The sequence below is a fragment of the Mesomycoplasma flocculare ATCC 27399 genome (assembly GCF_000815065.1).
GTDB lineage: Bacteria > Bacillota_I > Bacilli_A > Mycoplasmatales > Metamycoplasmataceae > Mesomycoplasma > Mesomycoplasma flocculare.
This window is the reverse complement of record NZ_CP007585.1, coordinates 265,818-291,790: the sequence shown is the minus strand read 5'-3', so window position 1 is coordinate 291,790 and position 25,973 is coordinate 265,818. Positions and strand designations below refer to the sequence as shown.

20 protein-coding genes are annotated in these 25,973 nt (G+C 29.3%); 4 read left to right on the top strand and 16 right to left on the bottom strand.

What is annotated here, in order from left to right:
* Positions 1–22 precede the first annotated feature (22 nt).
* The 12 genes from MYF_RS01120 to MYF_RS01065 form a co-directional block, all read right to left on the bottom strand.
* Entirely contained in the window at positions 23–571 is a 549-nt protein-coding gene (locus MYF_RS01120) for a hypothetical protein (protein ID WP_040538377.1), read from the bottom strand.
* Positions 572–925: 354 nt separating this feature from the next.
* On the bottom strand, positions 926–1,456 hold the full coding sequence (gene yihA / locus MYF_RS01115) for a ribosome biogenesis GTP-binding protein YihA/YsxC (protein WP_002557972.1): 531 nt from the start codon (positions 1,454–1,456) through the stop codon (positions 926–928).
* Between the two features lie 235 nt (positions 1,457–1,691).
* Positions 1,692–3,461 (bottom strand): LppA-related lipoprotein, encoded by a 1,770-nt coding sequence (locus MYF_RS01110; protein WP_231237888.1) that lies wholly within the window; start codon positions 3,459–3,461, stop codon positions 1,692–1,694.
* 229 nt (positions 3,462–3,690) lie between these two features.
* Positions 3,691–5,673, bottom strand: coding sequence for an Mhp366/Mhp367 family surface (lipo)protein (locus tag MYF_RS03170; RefSeq protein WP_002557975.1), 1,983 nt, complete (start codon positions 5,671–5,673; stop codon positions 3,691–3,693).
* Positions 5,674–6,003: 330 nt separating this feature from the next.
* Positions 6,004–7,656 carry an Mhp366/Mhp367 family surface (lipo)protein gene (locus tag MYF_RS01100; protein ID WP_051054340.1) on the bottom strand — a complete coding sequence of 551 codons (1,653 nt, stop codon included), beginning with the start codon at positions 7,654–7,656 and terminating at the stop codon, positions 6,004–6,006.
* A 304-nt stretch (positions 7,657–7,960) separates the two neighbouring features.
* On the bottom strand, positions 7,961–9,334 hold the full coding sequence (locus MYF_RS01095; protein WP_002557977.1) for a M17 family metallopeptidase: 1,374 nt from the start codon (positions 9,332–9,334) through the stop codon (positions 7,961–7,963).
* A 145-nt stretch (positions 9,335–9,479) separates the two neighbouring features.
* Complete coding sequence (gene trmB / locus MYF_RS01090; protein WP_002557978.1) at positions 9,480–10,085, bottom strand: tRNA (guanosine(46)-N7)-methyltransferase TrmB; 606 nt, start codon at positions 10,083–10,085, stop codon at positions 9,480–9,482.
* 28 nt (positions 10,086–10,113) lie between these two features.
* Positions 10,114–11,064 carry a hypothetical protein gene (locus MYF_RS01085; protein ID WP_039387544.1) on the bottom strand — a complete coding sequence of 317 codons (951 nt, stop codon included), beginning with the start codon at positions 11,062–11,064 and terminating at the stop codon, positions 10,114–10,116.
* Positions 11,065–11,291: 227 nt separating this feature from the next.
* A complete protein-coding gene (locus tag MYF_RS01080; RefSeq protein ID WP_002557980.1) occupies positions 11,292–12,242 on the bottom strand; it encodes an aromatic motif membrane protein in 951 nt (316 codons plus the stop codon).
* Positions 12,229–14,346, bottom strand: a complete 2,118-nt coding sequence (locus MYF_RS01075) for an aromatic motif membrane protein (protein WP_002557981.1) — start codon at positions 14,344–14,346, stop codon at positions 12,229–12,231. The genes MYF_RS01080 and MYF_RS01075 overlap by 14 nt, the downstream gene beginning before the upstream one ends.
* Complete coding sequence (locus tag MYF_RS01070; protein WP_002557982.1) at positions 14,346–15,062, bottom strand: ABC transporter ATP-binding protein; 717 nt, start codon at positions 15,060–15,062, stop codon at positions 14,346–14,348. Before MYF_RS01070 ends, MYF_RS01075 begins: the two co-directional genes overlap by 1 nt.
* Positions 15,062–16,837, bottom strand: coding sequence for an ABC transporter permease (locus MYF_RS01065; RefSeq protein ID WP_231237889.1), 1,776 nt, complete (start codon positions 16,835–16,837; stop codon positions 15,062–15,064). Before MYF_RS01065 ends, MYF_RS01070 begins: the two co-directional genes overlap by 1 nt.
* Before the next feature lie 147 nt (positions 16,838–16,984).
* Between MYF_RS01065 and MYF_RS01060 the strand changes: the two genes are divergently transcribed.
* The 4 genes from MYF_RS01060 to MYF_RS01045 all read left to right on the top strand — a co-directional run bounded on the left by MYF_RS01060 (position 16,985) and on the right by MYF_RS01045 (position 21,488).
* Positions 16,985–17,899: a Rossmann-fold NAD(P)-binding domain-containing protein gene (locus MYF_RS01060; protein WP_002557984.1), complete on the top strand. Its 915-nt coding sequence runs from the start codon at positions 16,985–16,987 to the stop codon at positions 17,897–17,899.
* A 244-nt stretch (positions 17,900–18,143) separates the two neighbouring features.
* Positions 18,144–19,880 carry a phosphoenolpyruvate--protein phosphotransferase gene (gene ptsP / locus MYF_RS01055; RefSeq protein ID WP_002557985.1) on the top strand — a complete coding sequence of 579 codons (1,737 nt, stop codon included), beginning with the start codon at positions 18,144–18,146 and terminating at the stop codon, positions 19,878–19,880.
* A gap of 142 nt (positions 19,881–20,022) precedes the next feature.
* Entirely contained in the window at positions 20,023–20,763 is a 741-nt protein-coding gene (nadE, locus tag MYF_RS01050; RefSeq protein ID WP_002558020.1) for an NAD(+) synthase, read from the top strand.
* Positions 20,763–21,488, top strand: coding sequence for a YebC/PmpR family DNA-binding transcriptional regulator (locus tag MYF_RS01045; protein ID WP_002558019.1), 726 nt, complete (start codon positions 20,763–20,765; stop codon positions 21,486–21,488). The genes nadE and MYF_RS01045 overlap by 1 nt, the downstream gene beginning before the upstream one ends.
* Positions 21,489–21,567: 79 nt before the next feature.
* Here the strand turns inward: MYF_RS01045 and MYF_RS01040 are convergent, their stop codons facing one another.
* From MYF_RS01040 to MYF_RS01020, 4 genes are all read right to left on the bottom strand, one after another.
* Positions 21,568–22,224 carry a phosphorylase family protein gene (locus MYF_RS01040; RefSeq protein ID WP_002558018.1) on the bottom strand — a complete coding sequence of 219 codons (657 nt, stop codon included), beginning with the start codon at positions 22,222–22,224 and terminating at the stop codon, positions 21,568–21,570.
* Entirely contained in the window at positions 22,205–23,290 is a 1,086-nt protein-coding gene (locus tag MYF_RS01035; protein WP_002558017.1) for a nicotinate-nucleotide adenylyltransferase, read from the bottom strand. Before MYF_RS01035 ends, MYF_RS01040 begins: the two co-directional genes overlap by 20 nt.
* A 3-nt stretch (positions 23,291–23,293) precedes the next feature.
* Positions 23,294–24,214: a Cof-type HAD-IIB family hydrolase gene (locus MYF_RS01030; protein ID WP_002558016.1), complete on the bottom strand. Its 921-nt coding sequence runs from the start codon at positions 24,212–24,214 to the stop codon at positions 23,294–23,296.
* Between the two features lie 383 nt (positions 24,215–24,597).
* Positions 24,598–25,971, bottom strand: a complete 1,374-nt coding sequence (locus MYF_RS01020) for an MSC_0618 family F1-like ATPase beta subunit (protein ID WP_002558014.1) — start codon at positions 25,969–25,971, stop codon at positions 24,598–24,600.
* Positions 25,972–25,973 lie beyond the last annotated feature (2 nt).

The following is a 25,973-nucleotide window of genomic DNA, read 5'->3' as shown; positions in this document are numbered from 1 at the left end:
TCAAGGGCAACTTTTTTCCCTTCTAAATTTGCGGCTTCATCGGCAAATCTAACTGAAACTGAAGCGCTTGAAGGTGTTTTGGTCTCAAAATTAATAGTTGAAACGGCTGGGGGGTATCCACAAAATTAGCCACATGTTGACTAAAGCCAATTAATTTCCTTGCAGCAAATCGCTTTTGCTTTTTATCATCAAGATAAACTTTTAGATAATAACGTTTTCCAAAACTAAGGCCGGTATAATTTGAATTTATTCTTCAAGAACGGCTGAATTCATCATAGTTAGCAACATGAGATGCAACAACGTTTCTACCTTCTTGATCACTTGTAAAATCAACGTTTAAATCTTGATAATTTAGCTTATAAGAATCAAGATCGCTAAGCGCAAATTCAATTTCATAACTTAAATTATCATGATTTATGTGTTTAAAATCAACAATATTATATTGAAGTGTATTTCAGGACTTTAAAAGGAAAGGGAGAAAACCAAAAGAACCAACACTAAGACCTCCGAAAGCCAAAAGCGCAAGGATTATCGCACGTTTTTTTTGATTTTTTTTGTAGTGTTTTCGCATTTTTTCTCTCACTATCAGCCATTTTTTTAACAGCTTATTTTATAAATTAATTTCGTACTTATTTTTTCTTATGAATAAATCAAAAAGCAATGATATAAAAAAATACCATTGATTCTTTAAAAAAATATGAATAAGCAAAAGATTGAAGATAACGAAAAGGTTTAAAAGGTTTATATATATATATATATATATAGCATTATACTAGATTTATTATACTAGATTTTTTGATTTTTAAACAAAAATTTTTCATAAAAAATTTTTTTTTGAAAAATTTTTTTTCTTGAAAAAATAAATAAGCTAAGTTAGATGATTTACATTATACAATATAAATTTGAAAATTTATAAAAAAATCTACTAAGAGATTAAATTAACTAACTTTGGAAAATTAAGCTTCGTTTTTGCTGATACTAAAAGACAATTTAACGCTAATTTCTCGCATTGTTTTGCTAGTTTAGCTCTTTGGGATTGATTTGTTTTATCAACTTTATTTGCTAAAATTTGAATTTTGTGTCCAAAAGAGATAATAAATTCGATCATTTCAAAATCAAGATCGCGAAATCCAATGCGAGCATCGATTAGCAAAAAAACGCACAAAAGCGTTTGATTTTTAGCAAAATAATTAGCAATCATCAGCTCAATTTCCGTTTTTTTTGTCTTCGAAATACGAGCAAAACCATAACCAGGAAGATCAACAACGAGTTTGTTGCTTTGGTTATGATAAAAATTTAGCAATTGCGTACGTCCTGGTTGAGCAGAAATTCTTGCAATTTTTTTATTCGCTAGCGCGTTAATTAATGAGGATTTTCCAACATTAGAACGACCAATAAAAGCGAATTGTGGCTCAGAATAACAGTTTTCAGTACAAGATTTAAGGAATTTCCACATTTTTTATACCATTTTTCAAAATAAGGCTAAATTAGTTAAATTTTAAAAAAATTATATCAGAAAATATTTTTTCTAATTAACATTTTATGATATAATTCGATAGCTATGAATCAGGCTTGCTCTTTGAAAATTTAACCTAATTTTTTTGGTTTGCGGTCAAACCATCGTCTTTCAGCTTTTTTTCATATTTTATTAATATTAATTTAATTTTTTCGCCTTTATCAAAAAAGCAAACTTATTTTAGAAAATATTCAAGCGGAATTTCGCCTTTGATTAGTTTTGTCTTAAAACTAGCAAATTGCAAGCTTTGATCATTTGGATTCAGTGTTGAATTTGGTGCTAAATATGCGAATTCTAAATTGAAACTGTATTGTAATTTTTTATCTTTGATTTCCATTTTAATTTTTTTATTAGCTTCCTGGTTAGTCTCAGATCATTTTAGCGAAATTACTTGTGGATAGGCGAAAAAATTACTATTATTTTTTATATGTTTGCTAATTTGGAAATCTTTTAGAATAATATCCGGATCGTTTTTATCTTTTAATTTAAAGAATAAATTATCAAGTAAAATTTTGCCAATTTGCCCTTTTTGCACCTCCGATAAATTTTGTTCGTGCTGGTTATCTTTGAAAATATTTTTATCCCGAATTTGTGGTCAGACTAAATTAGGATCTACTTCAAATTCGAAGTCTTCGTCATTATTTTTTTTAAAACCAGTGAAACTAAATTCCTGAACTGCACCGATATTTTGCTTTGTATCCTCAGTTTTTGTTTTTTGCACTCTTAATTTTAACTCACCTGTTTCATCATTAGGGCTTGCACTCACAATATCAAATGATCATTTTTCAGGATTTTGAGCTAATTTTATCCCAAGAAATTCGCCTTTAAGACCAACGGAAAGAGAAATTTGATTAAATGCGGCGCTAAAATCGGCAAAAAGCGGCGAGTCAAAAAATGATTCCTTATCCGAATTTACAAGAGCATAAGCTAAAATTGAAGGGCTAATTTTGCTAAAAACCGGTAAAAGTTCTTTTTTATATAATTCGGCTTCAGTTTTTTCTAGCTTTGCTAAATTATTTAAATTTCAAAAAAGTGTTACTTTTTTTGTAAGTTTTAATGATGTTCCCTTTTTTGCAAGAAAAAGTTCAACATTTTCAAGTCGATGCTCATTAATATCGCTTGAGCTTTTTTCCACTTTTACTTCAAAAGGAAATTTAAAAGAAAGATCATAATGTTCATCATCGAAATTTTTTAGTTTTTGGATAAAATTTGTATAGTGAAAAGTTGAAGGTTTTTCTCTTAATTTTCACAAAAGCGTATCGATACTATTATATGAACGGTTTTTCTCGCTTTGTGAAATCTCTAAAAAATCGGGAATTTTGCGAAAAATTTCGTCGAGTTCTTTTTTTTCTACTAAAATTTGTTTGTTTACTTTAAGCGAAAGTTCTTGCTTTTCTTTTTCCAATTTTGCTTTTTGTTCAAGTTGCTGTTTTTCCAGTTCGATTCGCGCTTTTTCTTCTTGTTTTTCTTTTTCAAGTTGAGCTTTTTCTTTTTCAAGTTGAGCTTTTTCTTTTTCAAGTTGAGCTTTTTCTTCTTGTTTTTTTTGCTTTGCCTCAGATACATTAGCTTCTATTTTTTCGATTTTGCCAACAATTTTCGTTTCTTTTTGCTTAATTTTTCTTGCTTCCGTTTCTATTTTTTCTAACCTTTCTTCTTGTTTTTTTTCCTTTTCAATTAATTCAATTCTTCGAAGTTCAAGATCATTTTTCTGATTTTCAAGAAAAGGGCTTGAATTTGCAGAATCTTGTTTTTTATCTTGCGCATTTTTTTGTAGGCGAGCTTCGTCTTGAGAGTTTATATTTGCTGTTTTTTGGGCATTTTCCTTTGGGATTGAAGTTTTACTTTCTTGATTTTTGCTAGCATTACATGCTCCAGCTAGCAAAAAAATTGGAACAAAAGGAAAAATAGTGCCTAAAAACCAGGTTTTCTTTGCGGATTTGCTCATTTCAAACTCCCAGATAAATTATTTTCTTCATTGAAAATTATAGCATAAATTTTGTATCTTTTTAACAAACTAAAAATGAAAAAAGCGAGACTTTTTTAGGAAAAATAAGCAATTTTTAGTTTTTTTTAAAAATTTTTTTCTTTTTTGCTTAATTAAAACTAGAATAGCAAAAAGGATTTGAATTGCCATTTTTTTATAATTTTGTTTTGTTTTAGTTTGAGCGTTATTTTTAAGCGCTGATTTGAATAAAATTAGACGCTTCAGTAACTTTGACTTGGCTTTGTTCAGTTTCGTTTTGTTCTTCTTTATTTTTATAATAGAATTTTTTGATTTCGCTAACCAAATCGGATTTCCCATCGCGGAACAAGATTCCAATCGCAAGGTGGCTTGTTAGATTATTTTGGTCATAATAAAGTTTTTTTTGGTCCTTACTAAGGACAATCAATTGGTTAATAAAAACTAACTCGCCATTTGCATTAAAAATGCCACTTCCTGATGCTCCTGGCCCATTTGTGGCAAAAAAATGTGGGGACCCATTATTGATATAAACACCTTTGAACATGTTTTTGGCAAAAGAAAACTGCGGTCAAAAACCTCCAATTTTTGTAGTATAATCAATTTCACCATTTTTTCAGATTCTTTCAGCAATTTTTAAAGGCGGAAATTTTTTAGCTTGCTCTCAAAATTGCTGAAAGGTTTTAAACTGATTTTTAAATTCTAAAATTCCTTTATCAATTGACTCTCCATTTGAAAAACGAAATTGCGACAAAAGTGATTGGCGATGTTTTTCATAAAATTCAAGAACAGCTTCAATATCATGAGTGAATTTACCATGGTTAAAATAAAAAATTCCAAGATCTTTGCCATGATTATTAAAATTCGGGCCTAGTCGGAAATAGTTTTTATGTAAATCAATGCTGAATTTCCACATCATCTTTGGTGTTGCAGAACCAATATAAATATGATGATTTTTTTGTGAAAAATCTTTTTCTTTTTTCTTTAGCTCTGTGATTTTTTTATCATATTCTTGTTTAATTCAAAAAAGACTTAAAATTCCCAAATACCCTAACGATCCAAGATCGTTTACTTTATCATTATAATAAAATCGCATAAAAGGATAGGAAGGTTTTTCTCAAAATGGAACTTTGTCAATGTATAAAACATGCGCATTTGTTAGAAAAAGACTTTCGCCATCTTGAGAATCAAGTAAAATTGCGGTTCCGGGTGCAAATCTTATATTGCGTTGATATGCTTGCAAATATCTTGTATCATTATAATCAAGTGATTTAAAGCCAAAATATTTAGGTTTAAAATATTTTCTCGTAAAATTAGGATTATAGTAACTATGATAAAGTTGTTTAGCTCGTGAATTAGCACTTATATTATGTTGGGACAGCTTATCTAAAAGATAAATATTGAGATTTTCGTTTTTCTGTCCAAGAAAAACAGTGTCATTTTCCTTTTTAATGCCAGTATGAGTCTCAATTTGAAAAGGTTCATATACAGTTTTAGTAAAAGCTTTGTCTAAACCAATATTCGGTGTTTTAAAATGATCAAGCTCACTTAAACCAGAAATGTTAAAATTATTAATTGACCTTTCATTTATTAGTTGAAATTCTTCTTCGCTAAAGAAATTAGCATCAACCGGTTTTTCTTTTTTTGGAACACTTATAGGTTTTTGCTCAAAAAAGGAATCAAGAGCCGAAAAGTCAAGATTTTCAATTTGTGATTTTTCTAAAACCGGTTTTTCAATAAGATAATTGATTTCAATTTGTTGTCTATCAAGCTCACTTTTAGAATTTTGGGTATTGGTGTTTTTAGTATTTTTTTTCGTTTGCTCTAAATTAGATAGACTTTGATCAATTTTGTCGTTAAGAATTTGTGATTCACTTTTATCAATCGGATCCAATTCAAGCCTTTTTAGCATTTGGCTGTCAAGGCCATTAATTTCAGGGCTAGTCTTTTTTTCTAAATTAAAAGGATTCTCGCTAAATTTAAAAAAATCGCCCTTATTTTCCGGCATTATTTTGGGGTTAAGCTCATTTTGTGAACTTTCTTTATTTTTTATATTAATTAAAGGCTTAGTTTTCGCCTCCACAGGTTTACTCACCTTGGCTTTAACATTCCCTGTTTTAAAATCAAAACAAGAAACGATCGTAAGTGGCAAGAATAATAAATATGAAAAACTAATAAAAAGCTTTTTCCAATTCATTATCTCTCCTCTTTAATTCAAAACCCTAATGGCGAAATTATACCATATAAAATTAATTCTTGACTGATTTATTTTATTTTCTAATTTTAAAAGAGAAAAAAATACTTCAAATAATTGCTTTTTTATGAAAAACTTAAGAAATTATTATGCTAGGAGTAATTATAGCGCAAATTTTCTAGTTTTCTTAAAAAATTAAAGCTAGTTAAATATAGAAACTTTTTTAGGAAAAATAAGCAATTTTTATTTTTTTTAAAATTTTTTTGACATTTTATTTAATTAAGATTAGCTAAAAATCAAGGATTAAACATTTTGCTTAATTGCGTTTTAATTTTATCGCTTAAAAACTGAGTTATAAGCAAAATTGTTAACACTAACAACAGTCGCATTTTGCAAAGTCGATTTTTGTACACCACCTTGTTTTTCTGCATCCGCTGTTGCTTTTTCTTGGTTTTTGTAATAGAATTTTTTAATTTCGTTTACTAAATCAGATTTTCCATCGCGGAATAAAATCCCAAATGTAAGATGGCTTGTTAGATTATATTGATCATAGTAAAGTTTTTGCTGATCTTTTCCAAGCGCGATTGATTGGTTTATGAAAACTAACTCACCATTTGTATTAAAAATGCCACCACCCGATGCCCCATGGCCATTTGTAGCAAAAAAAAGCGGAGCACCATGATCAATTCAAACGCCTTTGAACATATTTTTGGCAAAAGCTGCTTGTGGCCAAAAACCGGCAATTTTTGTTGTAAAATCTACTTCATCATCTTTTCAAATTCTTTCAGCAATTTTTAAAGGCGGGAATTTTTTAGCATGCTCTCAGAATTGCTGAAAGATTTTAAACTGACTTTTAAATTCTAAAATTCTTTTATCAATTGACTCGCTATTTAAAAAGGGAAATGTAGTTAAAAGTGATTCCCGGTTTTTATCATAAAATTCAAGAACAGCTTCAACATCATGAGAGAAGTTACTATGGTTAAAATAAAAAATTCCAAGATCTTTGCGTTGATTATTAAAATTTCTCGCTAAGCGGAAATACCTTTTATATAATTTATTGCTAGATTGTTGCCTTTTGTATGGATCTTGTAAATCAACATGACTAGCTTGGTTTTTGTCATATGCTTGTTTTAGTAAAAACAAACTAAGAATTCCGGAATACTCGAGTGTCCCAAGATCATTTACTTTATTATTATAATAAAATCGCATAAAAGGATAAGTCATTTTTTCTCAAAACGGAAGAATTCCATTTGTGTATAAAACATGCGCATTTGTTAGAAAAACACTTTCATCTTCTTTAGAATCAAGCAAAATTGCAGTTCCGGGTGCAAATCTAATGTTGCGTTGATATGCTTGCAAATATCTTGTATCATCATAATCAAGCGATTTAAAACCAAAATATTTAGGTTGGACACCTTTTGTAAAATCGGGGTTAAAATAGCTATTAAAAGAGTGTTTAACTTGTGAATTAGTTTTTATATTGTCTTTTGATAGCCTATCAAGAAGATAAATATTTAACCCTTCATTTTTTTGCCCAAGAAAAACAGTGTCATTTTCCTTTTTAATGCCAGTATGAGTCTCAATTTTAAATGGCTCAAAAGAATTTTGGCCTTTATTTGATGGAAAAGTATGCTGAAAACCGATATCCTGTACTTTCGCATTTGGATCTAGTTCGCTTAAACCTGAAATGTTAATTTTTAATGACCTTTGATTTGCGGCCCGAAATTCTTCATCACTTAGTGAATCTGCGCTTGTTGCGGGTACGTTGTTTTCAGAATTTTCCCTAGAGTCCTTGCTTTGGTTTTCAAGTGAGTTTGTCTTACCTTGATCTTGTAAGTTCTGCTTTTCAGAATTTCTATGGTCTTTGCTTTGTGGTATAACATTTTCTGATTGGACATTCCCCGTTTTAGAATCAAAACAAGAAACAATTGTAAGTGGCAAGAATAATAAATATGAAAAACTAATAAAAAGCTTTTTCCAATTCACTGCTAGCATCCTTTGAATTAAAAAACGAATAATCAAAATTATAACATTAAAAGCGAAATCTTAGATAATTTTTGCCAAATTTTGTTTTTTAGTGTTTTTTAAGCTTAGACAAAAAGAAATACTTACTTAAAAAGTGTTTTTATATAAAAAAGTATTGGGTTTTTAAAGTTTGTGAGCGTTTCTGAGATATTATTTCAATTTTGTATATAAAAAACTTCTTTTTTATTTTTTTCGGACATTTAGCTTTACCATTGCTTTTTAGGTTTGGCAATTAAATCTTTTTGATTTTTTCCAAAAAAAAGAATTACTTTGCTAAAATGTATTCAACAAGAGTTTTTACCATAATTCCGGTAGGATTGTTTTTAACAAATGCGGTTGCAGCAATATCTAAATGACAAAACGGTTTATCCTCAACAAATTCGGAAATAAACATTGCAGCCGAAGAAGAACCAGCCTTACCAGAAAAATCAGTATTTTTAAGATCAGCTACTTTTGAATCGCGGATATTTTGGGCAAAATCAAGATGTAATGGCATTCGCCAAATTAATTCTCCAGCTTCTTTTGATGCTTCGTTAAGACCTTTTCAAATTTTTTCTTCATTTGCAAAAGCGCCGGTGAAAGTATCACCTAAAGCAACGCGGATTGCACCAGTAAGCGTTGCTACCGAGATAATTTCAGTTGCATTTTCCTGGCGAATTGCGTAGGTGATTGCATCTGCTAAAATTAGTCGACCTTCGGCATCTGTATTATTAATTTCCACAGTTTTCCCGTTCATTGATCGCCAGACAGCATCAGCTGTATTTGCATCACCATCTAAACGATTATCAGTAATAGGCAAAACAGCAACCACATTTGCAAGTGGATTAAATTGGGCAAGTGCATCCATTGCCGCAGCACAGATTATTGCGCCGGACATATCATATTTCATATCATTCATGAACATTCCGGTTTTTATATTATACCCACCAGAGTCAAAAGTTATCCCTTTACCAACAAATGCGGTTTTATACTGCGAACCAGGCAAGCCTTCATAAGAAATTACTACTAATTTAGCCTCATAAGTGGAACCGCGGTTAACAGCTAAAAGAAGATTCATTCCTAATTTTCTTATTTCTTTTTCCCCTAAGACTTTTACAGTTAATTTTGGATTTAAGAGAATTTTTTTCTGAATTTCGCTAGCAAGGAATTCAGAATTCCCAATATTTGGTGGGATATTTTGATAATAACGGGCGTAATTGACACTATTATTTATGATTTGGTATTTTTCAATTATCGGTTTTAGCTCATCTAAATAGCTAGAAACCACTAAAATACTACGATACTTTGCGCGCGTTTTTGCATAATCGGCTTTTAGCGAAAAAATATCAGAGCGCTGAAAGGCGACAACTTCAATTAAATAACGCAAAAAACTGTGCGGAAACTTGTCAAAATCAATTTGGATATCACGAGGGTAATGTGCTAATTTGGCCGCAATTTTGCGAAACCGGTTTGGAGAGAAATCTTTTAAACGAGAACCTAAATTAATATAAGCTTTTTTTTGGCCAAGATATTCAGTAATAGCTAAATCCTCTTTTATGAGCATTGGGATTTGTGAATCGGAAAAAACAGGTTCAATAGTTATTTTATTTGATTCAAACTCATTCGAATATTTGATAAAAACTTCAGAAAAATTTTTCATTAGAAATTGTTACACCCTGTCGAAACGATTAAATAGATAGCAAGAAAATAATATAATTGTAACAGAAAAAATTAATATACTGTCAAAAAAATATAATTTTAAGTTTTATCCTATATTTTTTACCCAAATATAGAAAATAATTAGATTAATTAAAAATAGCTTCAAGATAATGAATTTTATAATTTAAATTCACTCATTTTTCTTCATATGTTGTCATCACATTTTGATCGCCAACAGAAGAATTGAGCAAATCATTAGTTCGAAAAATAATTTTCCAGCCATTTTCTAACAAAGACGCGACTGAAAATTCAAAGAATTTAAAACTGTCAGTTTTTAGTTTCAAAACACCGTTTTTATTTAATAAATTAGCATATATGCTAAGAAAACTCTTGTAGGTCAAACGCCGTTTTTGATGTTTTTTTTTCGGCCAAGGATCAGGGAAAGTAAGCCAAATTTGATTTGTTTTACCACGAATTGATGATAATAAATCTTTAGCATCACTTATGAGAATAAAAAAGTTGGTTAGATTATAATATTTTACATATTTTAATGATTTAACAGCAGCCGAAGGAAATTTTTCAACACCTAAAAAATTATTATGAGAATTAGCAAAAGCTAGTTTGGTTATCATTTTACCTTTGCCCATCCCGATTTCAATTATTCAAGAATCATCAATAGTCAATGGTGGTTTTACAAGCAAATTTTGACTTTGAATTCGCTCAAGTGCATCAGGAATTCTTCTCAATCTCATCTTATATTATAAAAAGTTATAGCAAAAATTATTTATGACAACTTATATCGTGCTGACCGCGAATTTCAAAATGTTCATCAACAATTCCACTTTCGATTTCTTGGATTGTAAAAGTTGTGTGATGAATGTGTTTTAAAGCGCTAAAATCAACTGGTATTTCTGCTTTTTGCACAGTTTGTAATTGACTGATTTGCACTTGTTCAGTATTAATCATTTCAATTTGTCGAGCAATATCAAAATTTTCCTCTACTTCAAAAACTGGTTTAACAACAGGTTCAGCAACTGGTTTAACTGGTTCAGCAACTGGTTCAAAAACTGGTTTAACAACAGGTTCAGCAACTGGAGGTTCAGCAACTGGTTTAACTGGTTGTGTCCCAAAAACTGGCTCAGCAACAACTGGGTCAGTAACAAACTCAGGTTCAAAAACTGGTTTAACTGGCTCAAAATATACAGGCTCTGTAACGGGCTCTGGTTCTAATGATTCTGGTTCTAATGATTCAACTTGCAAATCTAAGGCCTCAGTTTCTTCTATAACTGACTCTGTTTCCATTGCCAAAACTGGAGTAGACTCTTCTTCTTCAACCGGGATATCAAATGCGTCTTCTAAATCAGGATTATCTTCGATTTCTGTCCCCCAATGAAGAATTTTTCCTCCTCTATCATCACGCATATCGGCTGTGAATATCATAATCGTAGTTATGATATTTCAAAGTAAAGAAACAGCAAGAATCACCCCCCCAACGATTGTTAAAATATAAACATCATTTTTTATCTCGTCTTGAGCTGTTGAGCCAAGATACATCATTTGTGGAATGAAAATCATTAAAAGACCAACAATCGTAAACGTAAACCGAATTATTGCTAAACTAACTCTGCCTAAATACCAAAACCCAAACCCAAACAAACCAAGAAACAGTTCGTTATAGAATGCATCGCTTTGCAAAAGGCCATCTTTTCTTTGCTTATCCAAATATGGCATTTTTCTCCTTTTTTATAAAATGCAGACAATTTTTATTTTTAGTGAAAAAATTTAAAAAGCAATTTTAAACCTATCGAAATGAAATTATATAGTAAACTTAAAAAAATTAATAAAAAAATAAATAATTTTTTGAGATTTCTTTCTAGCCTTTTTAAAATTTAAAAAATTTAAAACGTTATACAACATTTAAAAAATTTTAAAAAGGTACTAGATTTTTTTAAATTTTTTTAGCTTGTTTTAAAATCAACCAAAGTATAATAAAAAACGTTTCCGCCTTGATTTTCTTCGAAAATAGACTTTTCAACAAGCGAAACATTTGCGCCTAGAACTCCGGTCCGATAATTCGAAACTATTCTTGCATATTCCTGTAAAGGAAATTTTTGGTCAGTTTTATTTAAAAATTTAGGATAAATTCGGATTCAAGGATTTAAATTAATTTCTGAATTGATTAATTTTCCGTTTTTTAACTCTTTTTTAAGATTAAATGAGAAAATGAAATTCTCTTCATTTAATAGAAAAATTTTATAATTTTTCGTTTCAATTTCATTTTTTGTATTTTCTTCATTTTTTTCAGTTTTTGAGCCAACAATTGCAATATCAGTAAATTTGTTTGACTTTGGTTGATAGAAACTATTTTTAAGCGCTTTTTCTTTTAGATTAATATTAAGTTCCTCGTTTTGTTCTTGGAATTGATCAATTTCGGCAAGGCCACGGATAAAAACTGTTTTTTCTAGATTCTTAAGCAACCAAAGTCAATTGTTTTTAAAAAGATCCGTAAACGATTTTTTTGCCTGTTCGAATAAAACAGGATTTGAATCTTTTTTGCCTAAACCACCAACAATTGAATGGCTGGGCCAAGGATTTATCGGATTATAAAAACTAAATTTAAACGCTAAATCGCTTATATATTTTTCAGTTTCGATTGCATTTATGCGGCTTATAAGTTGTTTTTTTGAATCGTTAGTATCATAAATTTTCGCTAGCAATTCCAAGATATTAGCGTTCTCGAAAAAAGGTTTAGCGATAGTTTTTTCGTTCCGATTAATTATAGCAAATTTTTGATAGTTTGCCCTAGAAACATTTAAAAAATTTAACTGATTTTCACAGCTGATTAAAAAGCTCATAGCGAAAACCGGAAAAACGCCAACAAAAATCAACTTTTTTTTACTTATTTTCATTTTTCCCCTTAAATTTTTCGCTAAAAATCATTTGTGCTGGTAAATTATAGCGAAACTTTTTAACAAAATCGTTTTCAAAATCTAAATAACTTTCCTTAGAAGCATGATATAATGCTTGGTGAAAAATTTCTGTAAGAATTTTTACGGAAATTTTATTTTTCGTTTTCGGAAAATGATAAACATAAGGATTTAATCTAACTTTTGGTTTTATCCCCGATGTTTCAATTTTTAAATTTATTAATGTGTTTTGCTTTAAAATATAAAGATCTTTAAAAGTGGTAAGAATTAATGAAGTATCTCCTTCAGAAACTGATTCAAGAAATTTATTTGAATAAAAAAATGGCTCAGAAAGTGGTTCTTGATTTGCCACAAAATCTTTAAATTCTTGGTTGTGGGCAACTTTTAGTTTGCCATCTTCAGCAAATTGGTCCGGAAATAAGTATCATTTATGAAATAAAAGCGCAATTTTATCAAGTCTTTCAAGGATAAAAAGCCAATTTTCGCTAACAAAATTTTCGTATTCTTGTATAATTGCATCATAATTTTCACGTTCAAACTGTAAATTAACCAAGTTTTTTTGTATTGTGTTTCATTTTGCTTCTAATTTTTCAATATTTTCTTGCTTGCGATAATTATTTAGGTAAAAAACTTTTGCTTTTTCGTCGTTTTTTCAGATTGTATTAAAAATATATTCATAAACCTTGCGAGAATTAAATTCTTCTTCGGTCTCGTTTTTGCTTTTAATTTCTAATTTTTTATCAATAAAATCGCTATATTTGTTAAAATAATTTGATTTTTCTGGACTTTTTAATATTTTATTTTGCTCTTTTTCCGTGGTTTTTTCTAAATCAATTGAAAATAAACTATATTTATAAAAATTAAAAGGTGAGTTAAAACTGGAAATATCTGAAGTGATATCAGTGAAAAAATTAGACTGGTATAAGTCATTTTTCTCAGCATAAATCAGTTTTCGGACATCAGTTTCAAGATTCTCTAAATCTTTTTTGTATTTTTCTTCAAGTTTTGCTAACTCAGATTTTGGCTTTTCTTGTTTTTCATTATTTATTAAACGCGCTGGATTTTCGCTATTTGAATTAGAATTTTCGGCGGTTTTTTCTTGTGTTAGTTCAAGATCTAGACTGTTTTTATAAAATTCAGAAATTTGTGAGACTTTTTTTCCAAACCCGGATTTACTTTTGAGTGATTCTAAAAATTTTAGTTGTCCTTCACTGCATTTTTCTGGATTTTCTAGACTGCAAAAGTTGCTATCATTTTCATCTTCAAGATTAGTTTGACTATCTAAATCGCTAATTTTGCTTTGTAATTCAAGCTTTTTCTCTTCAAATTCATCTTTAAGATTTTCTTTTGCTTGATTTAGTTTATTCTGAAAATAACTTTTTTCTTTCGCTTTAATCCAGTTTTCGATGCTATTTACAAACAAAAATTTATCCGGAATTTGCTGTTCAAGATAGAAAATATTATAATCTAATTTGGTTTTAAGCTCTGAATTTGAACCAAAAACAGTAAATCTTATAAATTTGTTATTATCAAAAATCAAATAATAAACGTTGTTTATTATAAATTGATCTTGTTCGCGATCAATTTTGATAAAATCAAAATTCTTATTAGTGATTTTGATTGTTTTATTTTGAATTTTTTCTGCTTTAATTTCGTTTGGGTTTTTGACAAAACGGCTCAAATAAGGGTTGAAAACAAAGGATAATTTTTCGATATTTTTTAGTAAAAACAACCAATTTTTCGCTAAATATGAATGGATTGTATAATTGGAACTTTTTCTTGTGTTAAAATATTCATCATTTGAAAAGTCAAAATAAGGCCTTGCAAAAATTAGGGAATATTTTAATTCTGTGGAAATTTTTACTAAATTTTGGTTAAGCTGGCTTGCGATATAATCGTGTTTTTGACTTTCATTATTTGCGAAAACAGAGTCAACAAATTCTTGTAATTTTTGATTTTTGAGCAAAGAATTATTGCTGCTTTTTGGGGTATAGTCATAAAACTGATAAATGTTGCTGCATGAAAAAAATGAAAAAAATGGCACTAGTGTTAGCGAAAATAAAAATAAAGAAACTTTTTTTCTCATTAGTGAACTGTTTCCCTATTTTGAATATATTTTTGGTACATTTTTTGCAAACTTTCAGTTTTTTCGCCTGAATAATAAATTTTTCCTTTATTTATTAGTGTTAAACTATCAATTAATGAATCGATTTCTTGGAGATTATGACTTGATAAAAAAATTGTCTTCCCTTGTTTTTGTAAAATTTTAATAATTGCAAGAAACTCATTTCGCGCAGAAGGATCAAGATTTGAAAAAGGTTCATCGAAAATAATTAATTCTGGATCGTGAATCAAAGACTGAATTATCATAATTTTCCGCTTTTGGCCAGATGAAAAATTAAAAGGTTTTAATTTTGCTAAATTTTCGATTTTTAAAAATTTAAAATAATAGTCAATTTTTTTCTTTACAATTTCTGGTTTCATTTTTGATAAAAGCCCAAATTCATATAAAAATTCGTAAGAATTAAACTCGCGAGGAAAAAATGAATTTTCCGGGACATAACCAATAAATTTTTTGGCTTCAGGTAATTTATTTGAAAAATTGTTAATTAAAATTGTTCCTGAAAATTTTTGATAAGCATCAACAATGCATTTAATTACGGTTGTTTTCCCTGCGCCATTTTCGCCAATAAATGCATGAATTTGGTTTTTTTTTACTTTGAAAGTAATATTTTTAACACCGCTTTCTGATTTTGTATAAATTTTTGTTAAATTATTAACCACTAAAATTCAATCGGCCATTATTTATAATCCTTTCTTGAATAAATCCGGAAAATACAATAGAAAAAAACTGCGGAAATTACTACCCAAATTATTGGATAAATTTTTTTCGAAACTACTTGGTAATTAAATTTGATTTCCATCATTTGCAAGACAGGTTGAAACAAAAAATTATCACTTTTTGACAAGTTAAAACGTTTAATGACCTTATTTTCAACCACTCTTTGTTCGGCGCTAAACGATGAAAAGCCACCAATTTGGTACTTTTGTTGGTCAATTTTGACAAAAATTGGACCCGGGTCAAAATTTTGTTTCTCATTTATTAAAAAACTATCAAGAATTTCACTATTTGGTCTATTAAAATAAAGTCAGTAAATTAGCGCGCTTGCAAAATAAATTTTTTTTTGTACTTGATTTTCAACTTTTTTTATATCAAGTTTTTTTGCAAGAACAGCTGTTTTTTCATCATTTAATTCCAAAAGTTCTTTATCAGTAGAAATTCTCTTTGAAATTTCCTCAAGAATTTCCTTTTGTGTAGTTTTTGCTTTGAAACTTTCAAAAAATTTTGCCGCATATTCATCAAAAACCGGTGATGATAATAATTCTTTTATTAAATTTCACCTTAATTTGCCGACAAGATCAGAAGTTAGACCAAAAGTTTGGGAATCCTGCGGTAAAATTTTTGCAAAATTTGTGGCATCTTCGTTTGCATAAATTATTTCGCGATTTTCTAGATTCTCAAAATGAGAATCATTTTTAAGTGCGCCAGGAACAAGAAAAACTTGCTGCCCACTTGAAAGTTTATATTTTTTCATAGCCGGATTTGTGGAAAGGAAATAATTATTTTTCTTTGAAGCTAAATTATTTGAATAAATATAATTTTTTAAAAAAGTTTCCTTAACGCCGACCGCATTTTCAATTGCATCGCGATCTTTTGGCTCAAAAACATTAATTAATTGATAAGGAATTAACAAATAAGAAGCCGCTTGCCAAACTTGTGCCGCTGCTGAACTATCATTTCAAGCTTTTTGGATATATTCAACTTGTCTTTTAGAAAAATTTGGATTTCCAACTTGTTTTGGGATAATAAAAAACTGATCTTTTTTATTATTAAGGTAAAATTTTTCCACATCGAGAATTGTATTAGAATCATAACCATTATGTTCTAAGTTAAGAATTTCGGCAAAACGATTAATTGTTGATGTTGAACTAAAAGCTGAACTTGAACCAATTAAAATAAAAGGCGAAAACGAAAAAATTGCAATTGATAAAGACAATTTTGAACTAAATTTGTGACTAACTAATGCTGTAAGCGCGCCAAAAATCAAAAATGAAAAAAAAGCCGATAAAAAACCTCATATCAAAGGCGAATTTACCTGATCAAAATAGCGCGAATTAATTATATAAAAAGAAACTAATAAAAAACTGATAAAAAAAGATCAAAAAATTCCAAAAACAACTAAAAACAAAAGTTTTGTCAAAATAAAATATTGGCGCGAATAGGGTTTAATAAAACTTATAATATCAACACTTAAAATCGATAAATCCTTAAAAATTGATAAAAACATATAAGAAGAAATAATTATCGTCAACGAAAGATTTATAAATAATACGATAAATGAAAATAAACTAAAATTTTTTTCAGTAGCATAAAATCTTGTGATTAAAGCAAGCATCGTTGTTGCTACAAATGAAAGGGCGATAAAAACATAAATCGCCTTTTTTTTAAAGCTTAATTTAAATAAAAACTTAAAATATTGATTAGATTTAAAAATATTTGCTCTGACTTGTAACAAAGTCAACCTCTTCTACTTTTCTAATTATTTTGCTATAATGTTACAAATAATTAGAAAAAATTTTTATTTTGGTAAAAATAAAAAGACATTTAAAAGATAATTATAATACAAATTATCAAAAATCGCAATTTTTTAAAAAGGAAATTTATGATAATTGGGTTTATCAACATCACAAATACTAGTATAAATTTAATTTCCAACTTAATTTTAACAAACACTGATGTTGATTTTTTAATAATTAATCACGATTTTTCAAGAGCAAACCAAATAATTGAAGAATTTAATAGCATAATTGACTATGGCAAATATAAGAATAAAATATATTTCAAAAATTATCAAAATTTAGAAAATGCGGATATTCTGATAGTTGAGCCAAACCAAAGTTTAGTTCCTGGAATGAATTTAAGCGATCTTGCAATTGAAAATGCTGAATGAATTTATAAAATAGGCTATTTAGTTAGGAATTCAAATTTTAACGGAATTGCCTTTGTTTTAGGTTATAATAACGCAATTCTGTGTAAAATTTTTAGCGATTCTTCAGGGCTTATTGGCAAAAAAGTCTTTGGAATTGGTTCAGTTTTAGAAAATATTAGCTTTGATTCGTTTTTAAAAAAATCAGAAATAGACGTTGCAAAAAATGGCAACTTTTTTGTTTTCGGTGATTTAGGCCATGGATTTTTAATTGTCCAAGAATTTGAAAATAAAAATTTAATAAAAGAAAAAATTGAATCATTTGAAAAAATTATCCAGAAAATTAACGATAAAAGTTTAGAAAAAATTATTAGAAAAACACCTGAAAATTGGTTATTAGCATCAATTTTGTTAACAATTTTGTTAGATATTTTCCAGCAAAGACAAAATTTTTTTCTTTTAAATTGTTGAGTTGATTCTTTTTATAATATTAAAAACGATTTTTTTTCGCTACCTGTTAAAATTAATCTTTTTGGACAAATTGAAACTAAAAATATTGAACTAAATAAATCAGAACAGCAAAAATTAATCCAATTTATGTGAAAAAAAACTGATCTAATTAACCTTGTTAACAAATATTTGAACAATTAACATGATGGTTCATTTTGCTTTGCTTTTTGAAAATTAAAAAGCAAAGCAAAATTTTAAATAAAAAAAATAACAAAATTTATGTTATTTTTTTTATTAGTTTGTATTTAGATAAAAAATTCAGATTTATTTTGGCTGTTTTTTGTAAAAAATATCTCATTAAGTGGTGTTATTTTTATTAGTTTTTGACAAAATAATTTATAATTTTGTTCACTAGACATATTTTTTCTAAAAAAGAAGGTATAAAATGGCAAAACTTCATTCTCATAAATTCAAAGGAATTGGTGCTTCAAGTGGAATTTCAATTGCAAAAGTTTTTAAACTAGTTGAGCAAAAAATTGAAATTAGCGATGAAAAAGTAAAAAATATCGATGCTGAAGTTAAACTTTTTCACGATGGTGTTAAAAAATCTGTAAAGCAAATTGAAAAAATTAAAAAACTAGCCACTAAGTTAGCAAAAGATGAACTCGAAATTCTTGATGCTCATATTCTAATCGCAACAGATCCTGTTCTAGAAGATGATACAATAAATCTAATCAAGCAAGGTTATTCTGCCGCTTATTCTTTAAAAGAAACTGCAAAAAACCATACTAATTTTTTGCTCGAAACCGGTGATGAATATTTGATGGCACGAGCTAGCGATATCAAAGATGCATCACAAAGAATTATTAAAAACATACTAAATTTAAACATTTTAGATCTTAGCACTATCGATACAGACATAATAATTGTCGCTGATGATTTAAAACCTTCAGATACTGCGCAACTTAACGAATTTGTCAAAGGTTTTGCCACCAATATTGGTTCTAAAACTTCGCATTCTGCAATTATGGCACGAAGCTTAGAAATTCCAGCAATTTTAGGAATTGGAAATATTTTAGAAAAAGTCGAAAATGGCGATATTATTGCAATGAATGGCGATCTTGGACAGGGAATCATAAACCCAAATGAGCAAGAAATTAGCGAATTTAAAATTCAAAAAGAAAATTTTGAACGTGAAAAAGCAAAACTAAAAGAGTTTTTATATAAAAAATCAACAAGTTTTGATGGTAAAAAAGTAGTAATTGCCGCAAATATTGGCTCAGTTGAAGACGCCTTTGCTGCTAAAAAAGTCAATGCTGATGAAATTGGCCTATTTCGTTCAGAATTTCTATATATGGATAAACAGAACTGACCAACAGAAGATGAACAATTTCTAAGTTATAAAACTGTCCTTGAAAATTTAAGGCCAAAAAAAGTGATTGTTCGTACACTTGATATTGGGGGGGATAAAACCTTAAAATACTTTGATTTTTCAAAGGAAATGAACCCTTTTTTAGGCTATCGCGCGATTCGGCTATCGCTTGATAAAGTCGAAATTTTTAAAACTCAACTAAGAGCAATAGTGCGTGCATCAGAATTTGGCAATATTGCAATTATGTTCCCAATGATTGCAACTCTTGACGAATTTTTTGCTGCAAAGGCTATTTTTGAGGAAGTTTATACAGAAATTTATGCAAAAAATCCGCGGATAGCAAAACGTGAGAATATTAAAATCGGAATTATGATCGAAATTCCGATATCAGCAATTCTTGCTGAAAAATTTGCCGAACATGTTGATTTTTTTTCAATTGGCACTAACGACTTAATTCAATATTCTTTTGCAGCCGATCGCATGAATGAAAAAGTTGCCTATTTATACCAAACTTTAAATCCTGGACTACTAAAACTTATTAAAATGACAATTGATAGCGCTCATAAAAAAGGCAAATGAGTAGGGATGTGTGGCGAAATGGCTGGTGATATTAATGCAATTCCACTTTTATTAGGTTTAGGACTTGATGAATTTTCGGTTTCTGCAAGTAGTGTTTTAAAAGTTAAAAAGCTAATTTCGGAACTAAATTATCATCAGATGGAACAAGTCGCAAAAAAAGCATTAGAATTTGCAACTGAAAAAGAAGTTATAAAATATCTTGAATCAGTCAATCTCATTCGACATAATTAAAAAAATCAAGCTAGTTTAGCAAGAATTTTGCAAAAATTCAAAAAATAAGTAAAATTTTAGGTTTTTTTTATAATAATTTTATTAAGTTTCTGCTTTAACACCTAAAAAGTTAATTTTGTGTTATAATTCTTAAAGTTTTATTATGAAAAATAAACAAGATTTACAAAACTATTTTAACTACCTCGTTGCGTGAATCAAAAAGAAAGTTAAAAAAGCGAATAAAAAGGGTGTTATTTTTGGAATTTCCGGGGGCGTTGACTCGGCTTTAGTTGCTGTTTTAGCAAAAAATGCTTTTCCTGATTCACATATTGGTCTTATAATGCCAATTCGGGATATGGAAAATGACAAATCTGATATTCAGTTATTAGTTGAAAAATTTAACATAATAAGTAAAGAAATTAACCTAAAACCGGCTTTTGAAATTTTAAAAACGCAGTTTAATTTAAAAAACAAATTAGCAACTTCTAATATTCAACCTCGTCTTAGAATGCTTTCGCTATACGCTTTTGCCCAAGAATTTGATTATTTGGTATTAGGAACAGATAATTTTTCGGAAATGTATCTTGGATATTTTACAAAATATGGCGATGGTGGTGCTGATTTATTGCCAATTGTTAATTTAACTAAAACGGAAGTCTTACAACTTGCAACAAAAATCGCCATTCCAGAAACAATAGTTAAGAAAAAACCAAGCGCAAATCTTTGAGAAAATCAAACTGATGAAGCAGAAATGGGATTTAGCTATCAAGAATTAGACCTTTTTTTTCAAAACCCAAATCTAGTAACTAAAGAAATCCGTGATAAGATCACTAAATTACACAATTCAAGCAAACATAAAAGAGATAAAATTCCGCGACCTTTGAAAAAATTAGGAGAAATTTAATGGCTGGACATTCAAAATGAGCAAATATCAAACACCGAAAAGGTGCCCAAGATGCCCTTAAAGCGAAAGTTTTTAATAAATTTTCTAAAGAAATAATGGTTGCAGTCGCAAAAGGCGGATCCGATCCGAATTCAAATCCATCATTAAGACTAATTATTTCCAAAGCACGTGCTAAATCAATGCCAAAATCAAATATTGAAAAAGCAATTGCAAAAGGCGAAGGGTCAACTAATAACGGCGAAAATTACAAAGAAATAATTTATTCAGGAACTTTATCTCACGGAATTAGCGTTATTATTATACTACTCACCGATAATGTTAATCGCGCAATTGCTTCCTTACAAGCGCTTTTTCGCCGGGCAAATGGCCAAATTGGAAAACAAAATTCAATTCCTTATTTATTTGAGCAAAAAGGTTACCTTGAAATTGCAAAAGGCGAAATAAAAGAAGAAGATTTAATGCTTTTTTCTCTTGAAAATGGTGCAAACGATTTTGAAGTCAATAAAGAAAGTTATTTAATCTATTGTGACCCACGAAAAATTAATGAACTAAAAACGGAACTTGAAAAAAGATTTTCACTAAATTTTAGGGCTGTTGAAATTAGTTATTTCCCTAGCACGCGAGTAGAATTGGACCAGGAAACTACAGAGAAAATTTTAAACCAAATCGATAATTTCCTTGATGATGAAGATATCCAGAACGTATATCATAATTTAAAAATTTAGCGCTAGCTAATATGTAAAATTAAAAAATACTATAAATTAACTAACATTTTAAAATCAAGATGCTTAAAAGGAAGAAAAATTAGAGTTGTGAAAGTAGTTCTAATACAAATTTAACTGCTTTTTTGGAGCCTTTTTTTATCGCTAAATTAACCTCTTCTATTTCCGAATTATTTTCAATTTGATCCGTTAAATATTTTATACAATAAAAATTTGAATTATTTTTCTCACTTACTTGCGCAAAAGCAAAAGCTTCCATATCAAAAAAACTAACAAATGTAAACTCACTAACTTGCTCTTTTTTAAAAATGAAACTATTCGAAGATCCAAGAATAGAATTTTTACCGATTTTATTGTTTTGATAAAATTCAGGCTCATATGGAAGTTGCCCTGGTGGATATCAAGGAGTTTTAACATCTAAAAGGTAGAATTTTTCCGGAAAAATTAACTGATTTTTCATTTTATAAAAATCAACTGTCGCATTTGCCCCACATGCGCCATAGTTAATTATATTTGTAATCATAAATTTAGCTATAATTTTTTGAGCAAAGATTGCTGCATTAATAAGACCAATTCCTGAATTTATATAAAAAAAAGCGTGATTTTTATACTCTCAAAGTGAAATTTCTTTAGAAAAAACTTTATAATTTCTAAGAAATTTTGCGCCAAAGTGTTCTAAATTTTGCGCCTCATGAACATCGGCATAAAAAATTGCTGTCCTAATTTTGGTGTTTTTCATAGATTAGATTTTGCTCCGGTGAATTTGGGGCGTCTTTATGGTGGTTTTGGGACATTTTTACCAATTTTTTAAATGCTTTTTCAAGATCTTGTCGTGCAAGAGCACGTAATTTTTGCACTCCTAAAAATCTCCGACCACGGGCTAATTTATCTGCGACATAGACCATTTTATCAAACAAGGACATTTCAAAACAAAGGCTTGTATGACACGAAATTGCTTTAATTATTTGATCAAAAGGTAAAAAATAAATATTTTTGAGCCAAATTGCGGCTGAAAGTTGATGTAATTGGTATTCACGTAAATTTTTTGTTTCAATTTTTTGAGACTTTAAAAAATCAAGATGCTGGCTTTTTGTTCATTTTTTTGTAAGATCATGAAATAAGCCAGCATAATAGGCTAATTTTGAATCTAAATTATTGATTTTTGCATACTCTTTTGCAAGTCTGGCAGTATTTTTTGAATGTATTAATCTTGGCGAATTTCCTAGAAAACTGGTTAGAATTGCATCAGCATAAAGGAAATTCTTGCCAATAAATGCGCGAACCTTTAAATCCAGACCTGAAAAATCACCTTTTCTAATCTCAGAGGAACTAAAATTAGGAGGTTTTGTTGGCAAAATTAGGGCATTATAAAGTTTAAGTCGTCGTAAATTAGGATAATTTTTCCGCGCAAAAACAACAAGTTGGACTTTTTCCAGAATTTGAGAATAATTTTTTCACAATTTAAAATTGCGAAGATTATCCGAACCAATAATTAAAAATAGCTTTGATTCAGGATACTTTTTAGCAAAATAGTTAACCGTATCGATTGTATAGCTAATTTTTTTTGCTTTAATTTCAAAATCTGATACTTCTGTTTTCTCAATTTGGACTAATTTAAGCATTTCATAACGAAAATCTGGATCTGCAATGTTTTTTGCTCTTTTTTTTAACGGATTCAAATAATTAGGAACAAAAAAAAGTTTGTCTAAATCCAAAAATTCTATTGCTTTTTGCGCAATTTGTATATGCGCTTTGTGGACTGGATTAAAAGTTCCGCCATAAATTGCTATTTTTTTAAATGTCATTTTTTAATAATCAATTGTTCCTACTGTAACAGCTGAACGAATATCCTTAATTTTTTTTGATTTTTCAATTTCTTTTTGTGGATTTTTTAAAAAACGTCTGATATAATCCCCGACTCCACCTTCTTTGTTACTTTTATTGAGAATAACTGTTGCCTGTTTTTTCACCTGTGGAGGCGAATTTTTCATTGCCACCGAAATTGTTGAAACCATAAACATTCCAATATCATTATAACTATCGCCAATTGAGATTATATTATCAAGATCAATTTTATAATAACGTGATAACATCGAAACTGCTTTTGATTTATTGACCCCGATTGCAGTCATGTCAAATACAAAAGTGTGGTTTTCCCCTTTAGATCAGGCAGAAAACTCTCCTAAATCGCCATATCTTCGCTCTAAATAAATTTTAAATTCGCTTACATTCGTTGTTGGTTTAGTATCAAAAATCAAACAGGTCGGTTTTAAAGGTATACGGTGAAAATTAAGTCCGGGCTTTAAATTGGGCAGGTGGTTAAAGCCAAAAACTTGTTCAAGTTGTTGATCTCGCTTTTTAATTTTTGCTCACCCTGGACCTTCGATTGCGATATTAGAAATCTCGGCTCTTACACGCTTATCGCCCATAATGTATAAAATATCATTTAAATTTATATAATTTATGATCGGAACAAAATCATTGTCAGTTGGATTATGCACAAAAGCGCCATTAAAGTTAGCAACAATCGTGTTTAACCCAAGTCTTTCATATATGGGCTTTGTTGACCTTCATGGTCTTCCAGTTAAAATACAAACGACATGACCTAATTCAACCGCTTTTTTAATTTCCGCTTCAGTATCAGGATGAATTTCCGAATTTGCGCTATCTGATAAAACGGTTCCGTCAAGATCTAAAACAAATAAAAAACGGGTTTTTGATGTTTTCATCTTTTTGAAATTATATCAAAAAACTCAAAAATTTGCAATAAAATTTCCGGGTGCTTTTTATAATATGTTGATTTACATTATAACCTGAAAAATAGATTTTTAAGTTTTAAAATGAAAAAATTGTGGATGCTTTTTTTCAAACATTTATTCTTAAAATAATCACCGTTCAATTAAAAACTGTATAAATTAGGATATTCGTGACTTTCCTTTTTAATTTAGGTAATTCTGAAAAATTAAAACTATAAAAACCTTTGCTCAAAAAATGAAAATTTTTATAGTTTTTTAAAATATGTAGCGATTTTGTATTAATTTTATCTAAAAAATAATGAATTAACATGACTTTTTAAATTTTAAATAGCGAAAAAATAATTAACCTGCGAAATTTAGTTTTCCTTTTTCCCTAAATCATCAACTGAACCAATAAACGCGAACTCAGTTGGAGAAACATCTAAAAATTCACCCTCGATAATTCGAATTACAGAATCAATTGTTTTCTCTAATGGGACATAAACTCCAGGTTCTTTTGTAAAAGCAGATGCCATAAAGAAATTTTGAGTGAAAAAATTTTCAAGCTGTAATGCTTTTCGCACAATAATTTTGCTTTCCTCATCGAGTTCATCAAACCCTAAAATTAAAATAACATCCTCTAAATCCTTATATTTTTTCATAATTGCTTTCGCAGCAATTATTGCATTAAAGTGTCTTTCGCCTATTATGTTTACAGAAACTGAATTCGAAGTTGACACAAGTGGGTCAAAGGCTGGGAAAATATTTCGAGACATTCTATCACGGGAAAGCACAAAAGAAGAATCAAGGTGCGTAAACAAAGTAATCGCTGCTGGGTCGGAGAGATCGTCCATTGGTAGGAAAACAGTTTGAAACGAAGTAATTGAACCATTTTCATTTTTATATAACCTATCTTGAATAAAAGCCACATCAGAAGCCATAGTTGCATGATACCCACCGATTGACACATTTTTCTCAAGCGCCGATGATATCTCATTTGTTGCTTGAATAAACCGGTAGATATTATCAATAAATAAGAGTACATCCTCTTTTTCATAATCACGAGCATATTCAGCCGCGGTTACTCCCATTGGCACAATCATTGACCGAGCGCCAGGAGTTTCGTTCATTTGCGCAACAAACATTGTTGATTTTGCCATTAAATTTGACTCTTTTAGTTCTAAAAATAACTCTAACCCTTCACGGGAACGCTCACCTGAACCAACAAAAATTGAGGAAACTTTTTGCCTTTGTTTTGAAACATTGAAAATTATTTCCTTCATTAAAACGGTTTTTCCCACCCCGGCACCGCCGAAAATTCCGATTTTATACCCTTCAAAAATCGGCACAAAAAAATCTAGCGCTTTTATTCCTGTTTCTAATAACTTATGTTTTACGTTAAAATTTTCTTTGGTTGCATTAATTGTTGAATTGATCGGAATTGTTTGCGGTCGGTATTGCGCTGTATTTTGCGATTGTGATAAAATGTTAAAAACTTGATTTTTGGCACTAGGACCAACTGGTACTTGCAAAAAATTAAGTGTGTTTATAACTTGAGAGCCAATTGCAATTGGTTCAGCCTTGAGAATAACAACTGCTCTTACAGTGTTCTGGTCAAGAATTTTTTTAATAATTAAAACCGTTTTATTCTCATGCATTACAAGCGCTTGGTCTAGTTGGATTTTTTCAAAATCACTTGTAAATTTAACCTCGGCAACGTTAGTTCAAATCTGCGAAATATAACCAATCATTT